Below are 12,498 nucleotides of genomic sequence, written 5' to 3'. Positions count from 1 at the left end.
GTCAGTCCTCCAGCAGCTTCACGCCGGGCACGTCCAGGTCGCCGCTGACGATGTCGCGGCCGGCCTGGGTGATACGCGCCAGCTCCACGTCGCCCAGCGTGCGCAGCACGGCAAAGCCGTGGCGGCTCAGCCACGCCAGGTCGATGGCGATGCTGTCGGCGTCGGCCTTGTAGCCCCAGCTGCGCACCATGCTGCGGATCAGCGGCGCGCTGGCGCCCTGGTCGTTGCTCTCGGACAGGATGCGCAGGATGCGGCCGCGGCGGAACTGGCTCTGTTCTTCGGTGAGGTTCATGGCTTGCTCCGCATCAGGTGTTCCTGCAGCACGCGCAGCTGCTCGCGCATGGCATTGGTGCTGGCCGTGTTGGCGGCGAGGTTCTCGGCCACCCGGTTGATCTTTTCGTGCACGGCGCCGAGGTCGCGCGCGGTGAGGTTGTGCAACTGCTGCTGCTCGATGCGCGCCACGCCATCCTCCAGCTCGGCCAGCCGCTGGGACTGCTTCGCCAGCACCTGGCGGATCTCCCGCGACGACTCGTCGGCATGCAGCCGCGCGGCGCGATCGCCCCGTTCGATCTTGGCGCTCAGATCCTTGGACTCGGTCTTGCGCCAGGCCTTGATGCTCACGACCGCCGCGATGACGGCGCACACCGCCGACACGATGGCGGCCCAGGCAACCAGGCTCTGCAGGTCGAATGGCATTACTTGTCCCCCGGCGGCGCAACGGATGGCGGTGGTGCGGCAATCTTCGCGGCGGTGGCGCGGTCGGCATTGGCCTGGTGCAGCACGCCGCGCCAGTCCTCGATCCAGTTCAACGCATCGAGCACGCACACGGCCGGCTGGCCGTGCTCGTCGCGGCAATGCGCGGGCGGCGGCGCGGGCTCGGGCAGCGGTGCGGTGAGCTGCGCGGGCAGCGGCCGCCACGCCGGGAGCGGCACTTCAATGACTGGGCACGGTTTTGGGATCGGGCGTGTGGCCTGCCGGGTGAATCCGCAACCGCTCAGCCACGGCAGGACACACAGGCAGATGCACAAGGCCCGTGCATGCGGCGTTCGCATGGGCGGCTTCCTCGTTCTGGGTCTTTCGTTGCGCCACCAGCTGGTCGTACTGGCGCTGCAGGCGGTTGCGATCGGCGATGGCCGCATCGGCATAGTTCGCGTTGCTGCGCAATGCGGCTTTCTGGTCGGCAAGCTGATGGCGCACGTCGGCCAGTGTCTGCGCGGCGGCGTCGCGTTCGGCGCGCATCTGCTCGGCATCGGCCTGCGCGGCCTGCTGCGTGGCAGCCACGCCGTCGTCGTAGCCGCGGTGGTGGCCGTGCCATTCCAGCGCGCCGGCCAGCGCCAGCAGCGCGAGCAAGACATACACGTACTTCATGGGCAGACCCTCGTGCCAGGCCAATCCGCTGCGAGATACGCCGGCTCCAGCACCAGCAGGATCCGGCGCACGTATTCGCGGTTCTCGTGCCAGGCGACGGCGCTGCGCGACTGGACGCGCGCCACCAGGCCAAACCACACAGGCGGCTCGTCGCGGGCGTGGTATGCCAGGCGAATCTCGCGGTCGCGCGCGCCTTCGCCGCCGTTGTAGGCGCTGAGCGTCATGGCCCAGCGGTCGCAGGGCGTGGCCCCTGGTGCGCGGTCGAACAGCCACCCGTCGTAGCAGACCACCGCACGGATCGACCAATCCGGATCCCACGGATCGGGCTTGCCGATGCTCGGGCAGATCGACGGCAACCACTCGGCCGTCGTCGGCATGAACTGCGCCAGCCCCTGCGCGTAGATGCTGCGCGCCGAAGGATCCCAGCCGGATTCCTGCTGCAGCTGCGCGGCCACGCGCGCCACCGGCGCATCCAATCCCCAGCGCTCGCCCGCGGCCCGCTGCAGCTGCATGCGGTAGCGCACCGACTCGGCGGGGATGCGCACGCCGTCCGCCGCCGATGCGGGGCAGCACGCCAGCATGCAGGCATAGACCAGCATCATCAGCAGCAGCCAGCGCAACTGCTGTGGCTTGCGCGCCGCGGCAACCCACAGCAACAGCATCAGCACCAAGCACAGGCCCATGAGCCAGATCACGGCAGCATCGACCCGGCGATCAGCGCCGCGGCGACGATCAATGCGCGCCGCTTCCACGCGGTGCCCTCGGCGATGCCGGTGAGCGTGTGCGGGCGCGCGTAGGGGAAGATGACGCGATCCACCCAGTAGCCCAGCCACGCGTACACGCCGATGCGCGCCACGCCCCAGATCAGCAGGCCGGCCTTGGCGGGGTTGAGCACCAGCACCACGACGAACGTGGCCGCGCCGAACAGCAGCAGCGGCGAGGCGCGCAGCTTGTCGCGCAAGGTGGGCCACACCGCCTGCAGGCGGCGCCAGAAACGTGCGGGGAGTGAGTTCGTGTTCATGGGGCGAAAATGCCCCATGCACGGGTGGTGAATCTTTTAGTGTGGCCTATTAAACGGAGGCATCAGGGACGATGCGCAGGCCTAGCCATCGGCATCTACGCTACCACGACCTGTACTCAGTTTGGATCGCGCAACAGCCAGCCAAGGCGATGTTGTCGCATCCAGCGCGGCACGATGTGCTGCATCCACAGCTCTACGCGCATGACCAGCTGCTCCAGGAAGCCAGTGAACAGCACGATGCCCAGCAGGCCACCCGCGGTGGTGTTTGCCCGGCCGTCCAACAGCTTCGGATAGTTGTAAAGGATCAAGCTCACGGCCAGCACGGCCACGACGAAACACAACCCAAAGCGCATGTCTCCCAGCCGGCGCAGCCACCACTTCCGACGCGCTTCGGCCGCTTCGCGGATCCGGTGCTCTGCGCCTATGTCATTGCCACAGTAACGGCAGGTGTCGGTCTTGGGCGGCTGGCCCTGCAGGCCGCAATGGTCACAGTGCATGCAGCGGGGGTTGCTGGCGTGCTTGGCGAAGCGATGCTGCAGCTCGCGGAACCACGGATCGACCACGTCGGCGTCATGATGGTGATGCTCGTGATAGTCGCGTCCCGCCACGCGAAGGTCGCCCTGGCTCGTGAGTTGGTTGCCGTGGTGCGCGTGCCATTCGCCGATGTTCGCATCGCGACCGGCGGCCACACTGCGATGCCGCGCACGCACCCGCGACGCAGGAGATGTTTGGGTGTCTTGCATGGTGCCCCCTGTGGCATCCGACGTTTAATTTGGTGGAGGCTGTGGCAAGCTTCCGAGTGGCTGGAATACTCCTGACTTGTAGCCCACCAGATAGGCATGCCAAGTTGGACGTTGCAACGTGCAATACACCAACGCCTTGCCTGGATCGGCACTCCCATCCGCGAGCTTGTAATAAAACTCACCGCAATCATTCGCATGATTTTGTGCGAGCACCGATGCAATGGCGACATACTGCGGGCCACTGCTCTGCCAAGAGCCTGTGTAAGTGGTGTCAGCCATGCACGCAGATAGCAACCATGCCAAGCAGCACGGTAAAAGCGTTCGTTTCATTCGCATCACACCCCCTATAGGTGACGTCAATCGGTCGGTGCGTTATTGCCGCACCAAATGCTGAGCGCAGTGCGATGCGGATCGTCCGGATCACGAATCGTTGCGACGCCAGAATGAACATAGAACCAGCGATATCCGACGTACCCGCCCATGCGATTGCGCGCGTTCACTTGCCCGCACACGTAGTGCCCGTCATACGCGGCATAGATGAACATGCCGCGGATCTTGGCTGAATCCGGATCGGTCAAGACGCTCAACACCGCATGTTGTGCTTCCTGGTACTCGCTCCAGTGCTGCACGCCATCCAAGAAATCGACGGCATGACTGTTGATACCGCGCATTGCGTAGACGGCAGTGGCAGCGCCCGCTGCAGCGACGAATCCCGCAATAAAGCTGAAGGCAACGATCTTGCCGAGCTTGCTCATGACGCCCCCTGTTGCGTGCTGAGTCTCGATTCTGGGTTGGAAACCTCGCGATGTGCTGTGGGCCTTCGCCTACAGGCTGCGTAGGAATGTATCGCTATTTCTTGCGCGCCCCGGAGCCGGGGCCAATATGCACACTGCCACCTGCTGCGATGCTGCCTCCACCAGCGAACACCTGGTGGCCGCGTGCTCGCGACTCTCCCTCGCGCGGCAGGCCGTGTTGAGCCATTCCAAGCAGCCGATGTCGGTCGGCGGCGCTCAAATCGCGATAGACCAGAACCAACTGGCGCTCGTCATCGGACAAGGTCAGCTCGCCTTCGCCGTACCACTGCGGCCATAGCTCCAGCAGTGTGCGACCGGTCGCGGCGGCGATCCAATCCTCGACTTGCTTACTTCGGCCACGACCGTTGACGACCATGCTCACGGCAGAGCGGGTCACACCACACGCGTCGGCCGCGCTCACCTGCGAAAACCCCTTGATAGCCAAGGCTGCCTTGATCTCAGCAGGGTGCATACCGCCCCCGCGAAGGCAAGGGAGTTGACATGTCGTCAAATTCCATAGTTCAATTCACTCGTCAACTTAATCTGCGTTAGCAACTTCATTTCTATAGCGCGAACGATCGCGCACACGCCTACAGGTCACCTCATCGCATGCAACCGTCCGTCATCAAAGCCCTCCTGAAGCTGCGCGGCGTCTCGCAGGCCGATATCGCTCGGCAGTGCGGCCATTGCGCACCCTCGCAGGTGTACCAGGTGATCGAAGGCATCGCGCGCAGCAAGAAGATCGAAGTGCGCATCGCCACCGCCACGCGCCTGCCTCTGGCCGAGCTGTGGCCCCAGTGGTACGGCCCGAACGCCCAACCACGCAGCCGCCGCTCCATCGAAAAGAGCGAGATCGCCGACGCGCTCCGCGCGCTGGCCGGCTGAGCGGGGGCGCCTCGACATGGCCACCAGCCGTACCTGCGAACATCGCGGACAGCGCATCGAGCTGTTCCGCCTCGGGCGATACATCCCGCTGCATGCGGAGCATTGCCCAGCCTGCATGCTGCTCGGCGACGAGCCGGGGCTGAACAAATCCGACACGGTCCTGGAAGCCATGCGCTGTCGGGCGGAAGTGATCGAGCGCTCGATTACACCTGCCGAACTTCCTGCCATCCGTGCCGGCGTCACGTTGTATGCCACGACCGTCGAAGCCTTCATGGCGGCGACGCAAGCGCATCGTCTAGCGCTTCCATTGTCGGCTCCCACGCCACCGCATTCCCATGCAGGAGCGCGGCAATGACGGGATGGCCCAAGCGATCCTGCGGATCGTGCAGGCGCGCATTGCGCCCGAGCTGCAGCAGCCATTCGTGCGTGGGACGCCCCGGCGTGTTGTCGTCAGCCAACGCCAGGCAGCGCCCGATGATGGCGGACTGCAGCCGCAGCGCATCTTCCAGCGCGTCCACGCGTTGTTCGAGCAGTGCCACCCGGCTCATGCGGTTCTCCCTGCGAATTCCGGTTGTGTATGGACTGGTGTCCATGTTTGCGCCATTGCACAACGCGCAAACCCTTTTCGCAAGGTCAAACATCGCCGGTGTTTGGATGGCCACCGTGCCCGCCCTTATGCGGGGTGTGCAATGAGGGGGCGGAATTGGAAGGTGTGGCGCCCCACCAGCCTGCAGGATGCGGTGGAGGGCTGCGTGCTGTACGCGCAGCACCACGACCCGCGCGCCAGCGTGGAGCGCATCGCCGACCTGGTCGGCGAGGGCAAGTGGACGGTCTACAAGTGGATGCAGCAGGGCAGCATCCCCGCCAAGAAGATCGCCGGGTTCGAGCTGGCCTGCGGCGCCACCTACGTCACTGAGTACCTGGCCGGCAGCGCGCGCAAGCTGCTGATCGACCTGCCCACCGGCCGGCTGCCCACCGGCACGGACATCCATGCGCTGCAGGAGGCCTGCACCGCCGCCATCGGCGCGCTGCTGCGCTTTGCGGAGGGCCGCTGCGACGCGGCCGAAACCACCGACCACATCACCGCCGCCATGACCCGGCTCGCCCACGAGCGTGCCCAGGTGGAGCGGCACCAGCAACCGGAGCTGAGCCTGTCATGAGCCTTGCCACCCTGCAGCGGCGCCTGGACGCCGAAGCCCTGGTGCAGCTGCGCGCGGAAGCCGCGCGGCTCGCCGCGGAGAACGATGAACTGCGCAACCGGTGCATCTATGCCGAAGAAAACGCGGAGTTCTGGTGGAGCGAAGCCACCAGCTTGCAACTGCAATTGTGCGAGCAGCGCGGCGGTAGCCCCGGCATCACGCAGGGCGGCCACCTGGTGGTAGCGCGCTGATGGCCGCAGGCAACTACATCAATGCCGCGCAACAGCGCGTGCTGAGCATCTTGATGCTGCTGGCCGGCCACGAAGTGATGGGCCTGGCGCCGGGCGAGATCGCCAAGGCCGTGCGCACCAGCGCCAGCAACGTCACCCGCGACCTGGCCAACCTGCGCGAGGCCGGCATGGCCGAGCCGTTGGCCGACACCGGCCGCTGGCGAATCACCCCGCGCGTGGGGCAGATCGCGCTCCGCGTCCTCAACGCCCTCGGCGATGCGCGTAAGCGCGTCGACGAGGTGGCCCAGCGCTTCATGACCGAACGATAGGAGCACCACCACATGGCACGCCCCAAGACCGCACGCACTGCCGAGCAACTGGACGCCCCCGGCGCGCGCATCGATCATGCCGCGCTGGACGAAGCTGGCAGCGCCCTGGCCACCATCGGCGCCAACGTCGCCGCGGTGGAGCGCGAGTTCGGCATCGACATGCCGTACTCGCTCGACCTCTACATCCAGACCATTCGCCTCAAGGCGGCCGAGTCCGCGCAGCGGCTGATCGAGATCGGCCGGATGCTGGTGATCATCCGCGAGCGTGAGCCGCAGGGCACGTTCCACGATGCGCTGGAGCAGATCGGCCTGGGCGTGCGCTTCGCCCAGCGCGCCATGCAAACGGCAACGAAGCTGCACAACCTGCCGCGCCTGCAGAGCCTGGGCGTGAGCAAGGCGCTGGAGCTGCTCAGCGAGGACGACGACACGCTGGAGGCGCTGGAAACCGGCGGCACACTGGCGGGCCTCACGCTCGACGAGCTGGACAGCATGACCGTGCGCGAGTTGAAGGCCACGCTGCGCGCCGAGCGCAAGGAGCGCGACGAGGAGAAGGCTGCTGACGAGGAGATCATCCGCGCCAAGGACGAGCGCATCAACAAGCTCACCCGCGACAAGCGCAAGGGCAGTGACGAGGACAAGCTGCGCCGATCCGCCGAGAATCTGCTGCGCGATGCCGACGAGGCGGTGGTTGAGGCGCAGTCGCAGATCGCGCGCCTGGTGAGCATCGCTGGCGAGATCGAGCAGATCTACGCCGACGCAGGCATGGCCGTGGACGGCGACGTGCAGGCGCGCCTGCAGGACAACGCCAGCTGGGCCCAGGCCAAGCTGGCGGAGCTGTCGGCGGTGTCGGGCGAGTAAGCCATGCACGCTGCCGATCTCGCCCAGCTCGACTATCTGCGCCAGGTGGGGGAGCGCTTGCGCTCCGCCATCCACGGCGACCGCGGCGACATTGCTGCGGATGCAGCGCGTTGGTTGGGCGTGAGCAAACAGACGCTCTACAACCGCCTGCGCAAGCTGGGCTATGGCAGCGACCGCCAGCTGCGCAGCGACAAGGGCGATAGCCGCGTCAGCGTGGCGGAAGTGAAGGCGGTGGCCGGCATCCTGCGCGCCAGCCAGCGGCAGACGGGCAAGGAGCTGCTGCCGGTGGGAGATGCCATCGACGTGGCCCTGGCGAACGGCCTGCTGGCCGAGCGCGTGGCGCCGGTGACGATGCTGCGGCTGATGCGCCAGCACGACTGCCACCCGCGCCAGCTGTCGCAACCGGAGCCGCACGTGCAGATGCGCAGCCTGCATCCCAACCACGTGTGGCAGCTCGATGCCTCGGTGTGCGTGCTGTACTACCTACGCAACGGCCGCGTGGGCGTGATGGACGAGCGCAAGTTCAACGTGCGCAAGCCGCGCGACCTGGCCAAGGTGAGCAACCAGCGCGTGATGCGCTACGCGCTCACCGACCACAGCACGGGCAACGTGCTGTGCCGCTACTACAACGTGGCGGGCGAAGACCAGGCCACGCTGTTCGAGTTCCTGATGTGGGCCATGCAGCGCAGCGAGGCGCACGTGATGCACGGCGTGCCGTGGATGCTGGTGTGGGATGCCGGCAGCGCCAACCAGAGCCACGCCATCGGCGCGCTGCTGACCGCCCTGATGATCCGCCACTGGGCGCACAAGCCGGGCAACCCGCGCGCCAAGGGCCAGGTGGAGGGCGTACACAACGTCATCGAGCGCAAGTTCGAGGGCCTGCTGACCTTCACGCGCATCGACAGCGTGGAGCAGCTCAACCAGGAGATGGATCGCTGGCTGCGGGCGTTCAACGGCACCGCCGTGCACAGCCGCCACGGACACACCCGCGACGGCTTGTGGCAGACCATCCGCCAGGACCAGTTGCGCCTGTGCCCGCCGGTGGAGCTGTGCCAGGTGCTGATGCACAGCAAGCCGCAGCCGCGCACGGTAAAGGGCAACCTGATCGTGCAATACACCGTGAAGGGCCACGAGCCTGCGGTGTACTCGGTGGAGCACGTGCCGAACGTGCGCGTGGGAGACACCGTGATGGTGACGGTGAACCCGTACCGCGTGCCCAGCATCTTCGTGATCGGTGAGGCCGAGGACGGCAGCACGCGTTATGTGGAATGCGAGCCGATCGCCAAGGATGCGCACGGCTTCCTCGCCGTGGGGCCGGTGTTCGGCGAGCAGTTCGCCAGCAAGGCGGACACCGTTGTCGATACCGCGCGCAAGGATCTCAACGAACTCGCCTACGGCGAGCGCGACACGCTCGACGCCATCGACGCCCGCAACAAGGGGCGCATGGCCTTCGACGGCCAGATCGACCCGTTCAAGCACGTGCGCGAAGCGGCCGAGCGCGCGCCCAGCCACATCCTGCGCCGCGGCACCGAGCTGGACGTGCCGAACCCCGTGCATGTGGAGCTGCGCCCGCTGGGCCATGTGCAGGCACTGCAGGAGCTGAAGGCGCGGCTCGAACGCGTCCTCACCAAGGCCGAAGCCGCCGCCGTGCGCGAATGGTACCCCGACGGCGTCCCCGAAACCGAACTCGATGCCCTGGCGCTGCGGCTTGCCGCACCGGCGCCCCAACGCCCGCGCCTATCGGTGGTGGGTTGATCCCTTTCCAAGGAGGAGTTGCACGATGAAAGCCACGTTCCAGATCGATAGCCCCAACATCCTGGCCGAGGCGCGTCCCGGCGACCTGTTCGTCCCGCTGGGCCCCGACCTGGTGGAATGCGTGTGCGCGGTGCGCTGCCATGCCGTCGAGCATGCGCAAGGCAGCCATGTGGCGTGGCCGCAGGATGCCTCGTTCTCCATCGACAGCCAGTTCGATGTGGTGGTGGTGGCCTGCCGCGTGGGCAAGGGCGAGCCGGAGTACTTCCCGTCCGGCCACACGGTGCCCATGCCCGCCGCCACGCCGGTGGCCTTCATGGAGCAGGTGGAGGCGCTGTCGCTGCGCCCGCGCGTGGCCGACGCCGGCCTCACCGCTCTTTCGCTCGATGACATCCGCAGCGCGCTGGCGCTGTCCCCGTCGCCGTTCAACTTCGCCCTTTCCGATGTTTCGCGGCCGGAGCTTGCTTCGCGCCTCTAACCGATCCGCTTCACCCACCTGATCTGGAGATCAGTCATGCACGCACAGACCGCTATCGCAACATCCGTCTTTCCCACCTGCATTGCGCAGGCAGCGGCGATCCCGCCGGGCAACACATTCATCCGCCTCGACTCTCCTAGCGAAGTGCTGGCGCCCCTGACCTTCGCCGGCGGCGACGTCGCCGAGACTGCGCACGTGTGGGCCGTGGTGATCGCAGTGAACCACGACAGCGAGGGCTATATGCCCGGCCAGCTGGTGCGCATCCAGCGCAGCGCCCTGGTTCGCCGTGTGCACGAGGCGCGGGCGCCCGTGTACGCGCTGGAGCAGTGACGATGGCGCGCACCGGCCGCCCCATCACCAGCGAGCGCAGCGAGAAGCCCTACCGGCTGCACGGGCTGCTGATCCGCCACGGCATCCCGCATGACGACCTGCGCCGCGCAATCGTCTATGAGGCAGGCATGCGTGCCGGCCAGTCGCTGGCCAGCAGCACGCTGTCGCAACTGCTCACGCGCCATGCGTGGCCGCGCACGGTGCATCCGGACACTGTGATGACCAAGGTGGCGGACTTCCTGCGCGCGCGCGGCGTGCCCGACGACGAGATCGCCACGGCCTGGGTGCCGGAGGGCGAGGACACCGAGCGGGTGCCGAACACCGAGCGCGGCGTGTTCCGCGCTGCCCAGCACACCGAGGCCACCCCGGCCGACCACGACGACTTTCAATTCCCGGAGGCAGAAATGCTCAGTCCCGCCGCACGCGAACACTTCGGCCTGGCACGTCATCCGTTCATGGACGACGTGCAAGGCCCGGCCGACGTCTACCTCAGCAAGGATCAGCGCTACATCCGCGAAAGCATGTACTACGCGGCCAAGCATGGCGGCTTCATCGCCGTGATCGGCGAGTCCGGCAGCGGCAAGAGCACGCTGCGCCGCGACCTGATCGACCGCATCCGCCGCGACGACGAGCCCATCGTCATCATCCAGACCAAGACGGTGGACAAGCGCGAGCTGACCACGAGCCATATCTGCGACGCGATCATCGCCGACATCTCCACCGAGACGCCCAAGCTCAGCAAGGAGGCCAAGGCCCGACAGGTGGAACGGCTGCTCGCCAGCAGCGCGCGCACCGGCATCTCGCATGTGCTGGTGATCGAGGAGGCACACGACCTCACCAAGCACACGCTGCGCTACCTCAAGCGCTTCTGGGAGCTGGAGGACGGTTTCCGCAAGCTGCTCGGCATCATCCTGGTGGGCCAGCCCGAGCTGGGCGACCTGCTGGACGAGCGGCGCAACCCGGACATCCGCGAGGTAATCCGGCGCATCGAGCAGGCGCGCCTCAAGCCGCTCAACGGCAACTTGGAGGACTACCTCGCGCTCAAGCTCAAGCGCATCGGCGCGCGCGCCGAGGATCTGTTCGAGCGCGACGCGTTCGACGCCATGCGCAATCGCCTCACGCGGCGCCGCCACGGCACCAACGAGGTGGAGTCGCAGCTGTACCCGCTGGTGGTGCAGAACCTGGTCGTGAAGTGCCTCAACCAGGCCGTGGAACTTGGCCTGGACAAGATCAGCGGCGAGCTGGTGGGGAGGGTGTGATGGCCACGCTCACCGGACAGATCCGCGACGCGATCGCTTCTAGCGGTGGCATGTCTGCCACCCAGCTGATGGAAGTCCTTCCCGAGGGCACCAGCAAGGACACCGTCTGGGCACTCCTCACCCAGCGCAAGAAGGCCGGCGAATTCGGCTCCCGCGTGGAGGACGGCATGGCGGTGTATTTCATCGCCCACCCGGCCGCGCCGAAGCCACCTGCGGCGGCTCCGGCGGAGCAAGCGGAGGCCCAGCCGCCAGCCGCCAGCCGCCAGCCGCCAGCCGCCAGCCGCCAGCCGCCAGCCGCCAGCCGCCAGCCGCCAGCCGCCAGCGAAAAGCCTGCAGCTTCTCGCGCAAAGGGCAAGCCCCGCAGTACGCCCGCGCGCCGCGACTTCAAGGCCGCCAGCGACTCGCAGGCCAAGGTGCGCGCCGCGCTGGAGTTCAACCATGCCACGGCGTGCGATGCGGTGGAGATCTATATCGCATCGGTGGCGGACGTCGGCATCTACCACGCCTTGTGCGATGCGCGCGATCGCTCGCGCGCCGCGCTGGACGAGTTCCTGGTGAGCGGAGGACGTGATGGGTAACTCGACTCCCCACCAGCGTCTGCACATCCGCTGCCTGCTGACGGAGCTGGAGATCAGCTCGCTGCACGTCACTGCCGAGCTGATCCCCTGCGCCGAGCGCGCAGGCATCACCACCTGGCAGGTGGGCGACCGCCTCGACGACGTGCTCAACCAGATCACCCGCGAACAGGCGCGGGCGCTGGCCAAGGTGCTGATGCGGCCGGAGGCGGCGCTGTCATGACCCAGATGGGTGCCCTGTATCCACGAAGCGACAGCTCGCACAACGGCATCGAGCTGGCCTTTCGATTCGTGCTGTGGGCCCAGCAGATGCATTCGGCCCCCACCCATCACCAGATACGCGAACACTTCGGCTGCAGCGTTGCCACGGCCTTTCGCTGGCGCGCGGCATGGCTGGCAGCCAACGGCATCACTCCCCCTTTCCAGGAGCACAAGCCATGCACCGTTACCCGAACGAAACCTTGAACCATTGGGCCGACATCTACGTGGCGCGCGGCATGCGCGGCTACGGCATCTCGCTGGAGGCCTTCCTGGCGTACCCGCACCAGATCCTCACGCGCATCGACCGCATCGACGCGACGGCCGCCGCCATTGCTGCGCGCGAGCCGCTGCAGCACCGCCGCGAGCGCCGCGCCGACCACCAACTGCGCCAGCGCGGCCAGTTGCTGATGCAGAAGCTGTGGCACGGCTCGCGCCGCCGCAACCGCGCCGATGCGCCGCTGCCGAGCCGGAGGTGA

23 protein-coding genes are annotated in these 12,498 nt (G+C 67.1%); 13 read left to right on the top strand and 10 right to left on the bottom strand.

All coding sequences use genetic code 11. The features are described from left to right. Position 1: 1 nt before the first annotated feature. The 9 genes from ACZ5Z2_RS03725 to ACZ5Z2_RS03685 form a co-directional block, all read right to left on the bottom strand. A complete protein-coding gene (locus ACZ5Z2_RS03725) occupies positions 2-292 on the bottom strand; it encodes a hypothetical protein (RefSeq protein ID WP_464760640.1) in 291 nt (96 codons plus the stop codon). Further along, complete coding sequence (locus ACZ5Z2_RS03720; RefSeq protein ID WP_464760639.1) at positions 289-696, bottom strand: hypothetical protein; 408 nt, start codon at positions 694-696, stop codon at positions 289-291. The genes ACZ5Z2_RS03725 and ACZ5Z2_RS03720 overlap by 4 nt, the downstream gene beginning before the upstream one ends. Next, on the bottom strand, positions 696-932 hold the full coding sequence (locus ACZ5Z2_RS03715; RefSeq protein ID WP_464760638.1) for a hypothetical protein: 237 nt from the start codon (positions 930-932) through the stop codon (positions 696-698). The genes ACZ5Z2_RS03720 and ACZ5Z2_RS03715 overlap by 1 nt, the downstream gene beginning before the upstream one ends. A 1-nt stretch (position 933) precedes the next feature. Then, the gene (locus tag ACZ5Z2_RS03710) at positions 934-1,368 is read right to left on the bottom strand and encodes a hypothetical protein (RefSeq protein ID WP_464760637.1); all 435 of its coding nucleotides are present in this window, start codon (positions 1,366-1,368) and stop codon (positions 934-936) included. Further along, entirely contained in the window at positions 1,365-2,063 is a 699-nt protein-coding gene (locus tag ACZ5Z2_RS03705) for a transglycosylase SLT domain-containing protein (RefSeq protein ID WP_464760636.1), read from the bottom strand. The genes ACZ5Z2_RS03710 and ACZ5Z2_RS03705 overlap by 4 nt, the downstream gene beginning before the upstream one ends. Further along, positions 2,060-2,389: a putative holin gene (locus ACZ5Z2_RS03700; RefSeq protein WP_464760635.1), complete on the bottom strand. Its 330-nt coding sequence runs from the start codon at positions 2,387-2,389 to the stop codon at positions 2,060-2,062. The genes ACZ5Z2_RS03705 and ACZ5Z2_RS03700 overlap by 4 nt, the downstream gene beginning before the upstream one ends. Before the next feature lie 116 nt (positions 2,390-2,505). Further along, complete coding sequence (locus ACZ5Z2_RS03695) at positions 2,506-3,132, bottom strand: hypothetical protein (protein WP_464760634.1); 627 nt, start codon at positions 3,130-3,132, stop codon at positions 2,506-2,508. Between the two features lie 356 nt (positions 3,133-3,488). After that, on the bottom strand, positions 3,489-3,887 hold the full coding sequence (locus ACZ5Z2_RS03690; protein WP_464760633.1) for a hypothetical protein: 399 nt from the start codon (positions 3,885-3,887) through the stop codon (positions 3,489-3,491). Positions 3,888-3,981: 94 nt separating this feature from the next. Continuing rightward, the gene (locus tag ACZ5Z2_RS03685) at positions 3,982-4,398 is read right to left on the bottom strand and encodes a helix-turn-helix domain-containing protein (protein ID WP_464760632.1); all 417 of its coding nucleotides are present in this window, start codon (positions 4,396-4,398) and stop codon (positions 3,982-3,984) included. Between the two features lie 137 nt (positions 4,399-4,535). On the opposite strand from ACZ5Z2_RS03685, the gene ACZ5Z2_RS03680 reads away from it, so the two are divergent. Beyond that, entirely contained in the window at positions 4,536-4,811 is a 276-nt protein-coding gene (locus tag ACZ5Z2_RS03680; protein ID WP_464760631.1) for a helix-turn-helix domain-containing protein, read from the top strand. A gap of 269 nt (positions 4,812-5,080) precedes the next feature. On the opposite strand, the gene ACZ5Z2_RS03675 is transcribed toward ACZ5Z2_RS03680, so the two are convergent. Next, positions 5,081-5,359 carry a hypothetical protein gene (locus ACZ5Z2_RS03675; RefSeq protein ID WP_464760630.1) on the bottom strand — a complete coding sequence of 93 codons (279 nt, stop codon included), beginning with the start codon at positions 5,357-5,359 and terminating at the stop codon, positions 5,081-5,083. 162 nt (positions 5,360-5,521) lie between these two features. Here ACZ5Z2_RS03675 and ACZ5Z2_RS03670 point away from each other — a divergent pair, with 162 nt between their 5' ends. From ACZ5Z2_RS03670 to ACZ5Z2_RS03615, 12 genes are read left to right on the top strand one after another with little or no spacing between them, the layout of a single operon-like run. After that, positions 5,522-5,971 carry a hypothetical protein gene (locus ACZ5Z2_RS03670; protein WP_464760629.1) on the top strand — a complete coding sequence of 150 codons (450 nt, stop codon included), beginning with the start codon at positions 5,522-5,524 and terminating at the stop codon, positions 5,969-5,971. Next, positions 5,968-6,201, top strand: a complete 234-nt coding sequence (locus tag ACZ5Z2_RS03665; protein WP_464760628.1) for a hypothetical protein — start codon at positions 5,968-5,970, stop codon at positions 6,199-6,201. The genes ACZ5Z2_RS03670 and ACZ5Z2_RS03665 overlap by 4 nt, the downstream gene beginning before the upstream one ends. Further along, positions 6,201-6,509, top strand: a complete 309-nt coding sequence (locus tag ACZ5Z2_RS03660; RefSeq protein WP_464760627.1) for a hypothetical protein — start codon at positions 6,201-6,203, stop codon at positions 6,507-6,509. Before ACZ5Z2_RS03665 ends, ACZ5Z2_RS03660 begins: the two co-directional genes overlap by 1 nt. A gap of 12 nt (positions 6,510-6,521) precedes the next feature. Next, positions 6,522-7,367, top strand: a complete 846-nt coding sequence (locus ACZ5Z2_RS03655; RefSeq protein ID WP_464760626.1) for a hypothetical protein — start codon at positions 6,522-6,524, stop codon at positions 7,365-7,367. Between the two features lie 3 nt (positions 7,368-7,370). Beyond that, complete coding sequence (locus ACZ5Z2_RS03650) at positions 7,371-9,122, top strand: transposase (protein ID WP_464760625.1); 1,752 nt, start codon at positions 7,371-7,373, stop codon at positions 9,120-9,122. A gap of 25 nt (positions 9,123-9,147) precedes the next feature. Continuing rightward, positions 9,148-9,597, top strand: a complete 450-nt coding sequence (locus tag ACZ5Z2_RS03645; protein WP_464760624.1) for a hypothetical protein — start codon at positions 9,148-9,150, stop codon at positions 9,595-9,597. Between the two features lie 36 nt (positions 9,598-9,633). Beyond that, positions 9,634-9,927, top strand: coding sequence for a hypothetical protein (locus tag ACZ5Z2_RS03640; RefSeq protein WP_464760623.1), 294 nt, complete (start codon positions 9,634-9,636; stop codon positions 9,925-9,927). Positions 9,928-9,929: 2 nt separating this feature from the next. Next, positions 9,930-11,186 carry an ExeA family protein gene (locus ACZ5Z2_RS03635; RefSeq protein WP_464760622.1) on the top strand — a complete coding sequence of 419 codons (1,257 nt, stop codon included), beginning with the start codon at positions 9,930-9,932 and terminating at the stop codon, positions 11,184-11,186. Then, a complete protein-coding gene (locus ACZ5Z2_RS03630; RefSeq protein ID WP_464760621.1) occupies positions 11,186-11,764 on the top strand; it encodes a hypothetical protein in 579 nt (192 codons plus the stop codon). The genes ACZ5Z2_RS03635 and ACZ5Z2_RS03630 overlap by 1 nt, the downstream gene beginning before the upstream one ends. Then, entirely contained in the window at positions 11,757-11,984 is a 228-nt protein-coding gene (locus ACZ5Z2_RS03625; RefSeq protein ID WP_464760620.1) for a hypothetical protein, read from the top strand. Before ACZ5Z2_RS03630 ends, ACZ5Z2_RS03625 begins: the two co-directional genes overlap by 8 nt. Further along, positions 11,981-12,226 (top strand): hypothetical protein, encoded by a 246-nt coding sequence (locus ACZ5Z2_RS03620; protein WP_464760619.1) that lies wholly within the window; start codon positions 11,981-11,983, stop codon positions 12,224-12,226. The genes ACZ5Z2_RS03625 and ACZ5Z2_RS03620 overlap by 4 nt, the downstream gene beginning before the upstream one ends. Beyond that, positions 12,199-12,498 (top strand): hypothetical protein, encoded by a 300-nt coding sequence (locus ACZ5Z2_RS03615; protein ID WP_464760618.1) that lies wholly within the window; start codon positions 12,199-12,201, stop codon positions 12,496-12,498. The genes ACZ5Z2_RS03620 and ACZ5Z2_RS03615 overlap by 28 nt, the downstream gene beginning before the upstream one ends.

It is taken from the genome of Rhodanobacter sp. G1, from assembly GCF_055397855.1.
Note: the sequence above shows the minus strand (reverse complement) of the source record. Positions and strands in the feature narration are given on the sequence as shown.

What these genes read in the sequence shown, in the direction of transcription:
- ACZ5Z2_RS03725 (WP_464760640.1), bottom strand. Translation starts at nt 292, where the DNA reads ATGAACCTCACCGAAGAACAGAGCCAGTTCCGCCGCGGCCGCATCCTG.
- ACZ5Z2_RS03720 (WP_464760639.1), bottom strand. Translation starts at nt 696, where the DNA reads ATGCCATTCGACCTGCAGAGCCTGGTTGCCTGGGCCGCCATCGTGTCG.
- ACZ5Z2_RS03710 (WP_464760637.1), bottom strand. Translation starts at nt 1,368, where the DNA reads ATGAAGTACGTGTATGTCTTGCTCGCGCTGCTGGCGCTGGCCGGCGCG.
- ACZ5Z2_RS03700 (WP_464760635.1), bottom strand. Translation starts at nt 2,389, where the DNA reads ATGAACACGAACTCACTCCCCGCACGTTTCTGGCGCCGCCTGCAGGCG.
- ACZ5Z2_RS03695 (WP_464760634.1), bottom strand. Translation starts at nt 3,132, where the DNA reads ATGCAAGACACCCAAACATCTCCTGCGTCGCGGGTGCGTGCGCGGCAT.
- ACZ5Z2_RS03690 (WP_464760633.1), bottom strand. Translation starts at nt 3,887, where the DNA reads ATGAGCAAGCTCGGCAAGATCGTTGCCTTCAGCTTTATTGCGGGATTC.
- ACZ5Z2_RS03685 (WP_464760632.1), bottom strand. Translation starts at nt 4,398, where the DNA reads ATGCACCCTGCTGAGATCAAGGCAGCCTTGGCTATCAAGGGGTTTTCG.
- ACZ5Z2_RS03680 (WP_464760631.1), top strand. Translation starts at nt 4,536, where the DNA reads ATGCAACCGTCCGTCATCAAAGCCCTCCTGAAGCTGCGCGGCGTCTCG.
- ACZ5Z2_RS03675 (WP_464760630.1), bottom strand. Translation starts at nt 5,359, where the DNA reads ATGAGCCGGGTGGCACTGCTCGAACAACGCGTGGACGCGCTGGAAGAT.
- ACZ5Z2_RS03665 (WP_464760628.1), top strand. Translation starts at nt 5,968, where the DNA reads ATGAGCCTTGCCACCCTGCAGCGGCGCCTGGACGCCGAAGCCCTGGTG.
- ACZ5Z2_RS03660 (WP_464760627.1), top strand. Translation starts at nt 6,201, where the DNA reads ATGGCCGCAGGCAACTACATCAATGCCGCGCAACAGCGCGTGCTGAGC.
- ACZ5Z2_RS03655 (WP_464760626.1), top strand. Translation starts at nt 6,522, where the DNA reads ATGGCACGCCCCAAGACCGCACGCACTGCCGAGCAACTGGACGCCCCC.
- ACZ5Z2_RS03650 (WP_464760625.1), top strand. Translation starts at nt 7,371, where the DNA reads ATGCACGCTGCCGATCTCGCCCAGCTCGACTATCTGCGCCAGGTGGGG.
- ACZ5Z2_RS03645 (WP_464760624.1), top strand. Translation starts at nt 9,148, where the DNA reads ATGAAAGCCACGTTCCAGATCGATAGCCCCAACATCCTGGCCGAGGCG.
- ACZ5Z2_RS03640 (WP_464760623.1), top strand. Translation starts at nt 9,634, where the DNA reads ATGCACGCACAGACCGCTATCGCAACATCCGTCTTTCCCACCTGCATT.
- ACZ5Z2_RS03635 (WP_464760622.1), top strand. Translation starts at nt 9,930, where the DNA reads ATGGCGCGCACCGGCCGCCCCATCACCAGCGAGCGCAGCGAGAAGCCC.
- ACZ5Z2_RS03630 (WP_464760621.1), top strand. Translation starts at nt 11,186, where the DNA reads ATGGCCACGCTCACCGGACAGATCCGCGACGCGATCGCTTCTAGCGGT.
- ACZ5Z2_RS03625 (WP_464760620.1), top strand. Translation starts at nt 11,757, where the DNA reads ATGGGTAACTCGACTCCCCACCAGCGTCTGCACATCCGCTGCCTGCTG.
- ACZ5Z2_RS03620 (WP_464760619.1), top strand. Translation starts at nt 11,981, where the DNA reads ATGACCCAGATGGGTGCCCTGTATCCACGAAGCGACAGCTCGCACAAC.
- ACZ5Z2_RS03615 (WP_464760618.1), top strand. Translation starts at nt 12,199, where the DNA reads ATGCACCGTTACCCGAACGAAACCTTGAACCATTGGGCCGACATCTAC.